This is a genomic window from Mesorhizobium sp. P2_F8 (assembly GCF_056403655.1).
Map to the genome: position 1 here is coordinate 1 of NZ_JBFUFB010000083.1, position 1,966 is coordinate 1,966.

The 1,966-nt window shown below is 65.7% G+C and carries 2 protein-coding genes; one reads left to right on the forward strand and one right to left on the reverse strand.

The annotated features are described in order from the left end of the window. Positions 1–105 precede the first annotated feature (105 nt). A complete protein-coding gene (locus AC1DZP_RS35975) occupies positions 106–1,287 on the forward strand; it encodes an arabinose transporter (RefSeq protein WP_477309083.1) in 1,182 nt (393 codons plus the stop codon). 184 nt (positions 1,288–1,471) lie between these two features. Here the strand turns inward: AC1DZP_RS35975 and AC1DZP_RS35980 are convergent. Next, positions 1,472–1,966 (reverse strand): aldo/keto reductase (locus AC1DZP_RS35980; protein ID WP_477309081.1); only part of this gene is annotated, 495 nt, incomplete at its 5' end.

The window sequence follows — 1,966 nt, forward strand, 5'->3', positions numbered from 1 at the left end:
GTAAGCTGGTCCTCACGCCGGACAATCCGGCCGAGGGCTGGCGCGTGACCTACGAGCGCGAGTGATCTGAACAGCCCGGCTCTTAAGGTGCCACCGATGGCCACGATGGCGCGGACCTCAGGCCGAAATGACGCGATGGCGGAACTGTTGCCGATCATGGCGGCTGTCTTCGCCGGCTTCCTGCTGATCGGCCTGGCGCTGCCCGTCCTGCCGCTGCATCTTCACCAGCGGCTCGGTTTCGGTCCCTTCGCCGTCGGGCTGGTGACGGGTAGCCAGTTCGTCGCCTCGATGCTGTCGCGCATTGGAGCCGGAAATTATGCCGATGGCCGCGGCGGCAGGCGGGCCGTCATTATCGGACTCATTGCCGCTGCGCTGGCGGGGTTCATTTATCTCGGCTCGCTGGCATTGCTTGACCGGCCGCTAGTGTCCGCGTCTTGGCTCTTCGCCGGCCGGGCGGTGCTGGGCGCGGCCGAGAGCTTTATCATCACCGGGGGCGTCGCCTGGGGCCTGGCCCTTGCGGGCGGACAGAACTCCGGAAAGGTCATCGCCTGGGTGGGTACGGCGATGTTCGCGGCGCTCGCGCTCGGCGCACCGATCGGATCTGCGCTTTACGCGGCCGTAGGCTTCGCGGCGATCGCTCTCGCGACGCTCGTCCTGCCGCTTGCGACGCTGCTTGCCATCCTGCCGATGCGTAGTGCCAGCCCCGCCGCGAGCACTACGCGGCAATCATGGAAGAGCGTGGCGCGAGCGGTCTGGCTTCCCGGCATCGGAGCCGCTTTCAGCAGCCTCGGCTATGGCGCAATCCTGTCCTTCGGCGCGCTGCTCTTTGCCGAGCGCGGTTGGCAGCCAGTCTGGCTTCCCTTCACCGCCTATGCCGCTTCGCTGATCGCGGCAAGGCTATGCTTCGGCCACCTGCCTGACAGGTTAGGGGGCGCGCGCGTCGCCGTGATCTTCGTGGCGGTCCAGGCCGCAGGGCTGATGTTGATCTGGCTTGCGCCCGGGCCTGTACTCGCCGCCATCGGAGCGGGGCTGACCGGCCTCGGCTATTCGCTGGTCTATCCCGGTCTCGGTGCCGAGGCCGTAAGCAGTCTTCCGCCACGCAGCCGCGGCCTGGCCATGGGATTCTACACCGTCTTCCTCGACTTGGCGCTAGGCTTCGGCAGTCCGGCGCTCGGAATGGTCGCCGCGTCGGCCGGCTTGCAATTCGTCTTCTTCGCGGTCGCGGTGGCAACACTTCCGGCGTTTGGCATCGCTCTGCTGCTGGGACACCATGACGCTCCGCTTTAATGCCGGATGGCTGTACTCGGGATCTCTGACCTACGCTCCGACCCATTTGATCTTGGCCCGAGCGATTTGGAATTCCGAAACAGATGGTCATAGCCTTCGCAATTGCGAGGGGCCATCTGCAATCGGGCCGTCTCTAAGTCTTCCAGCACGGTTGCTATGTAGGTACAGCAGTCACTCCCACAACCTACCAGGCATAGGCCCCCGGCGCTTCGCCGCCGGGGCCTGGCCAAATCTTGTCCAGCCTCATCAGTGTTTCATTCGAAAGCTTCAGCAAGGGTGCCTTCAAGTTCTCGCGGAGCTGCACCACCGTCCGGGGACCGCTGATCACCGCGCTGACAATCGGATTGTGGAGCAACCACGCGAGGGCCACGAGGGCCGGCGCTTCGCCCAGTTCATCGCAGAGCGCTTCATAGGCTTCCAATTGCGGGCGCAGTTCGGCGATCCGCGGTTGAAGCGGCGTCGACGAGCCGTGCCCCTGGGCTGCCCCGCGGAGCACGCCGCCGAGCAACCCAGCGCCGATCGGTCCATAGGGGATGAGGCCCACCCCGTAGTGACGCAGCGCCGGGATCACCTCTAGCTCAATGATACGCTGCGCGAGGTTGTAGAGGCTCTGCTCGGAAGCCAGTCCCAGCAGATTGCGCGACGCGGCCGTGCACTGGGCAGTGGCGATGTCCCAGCC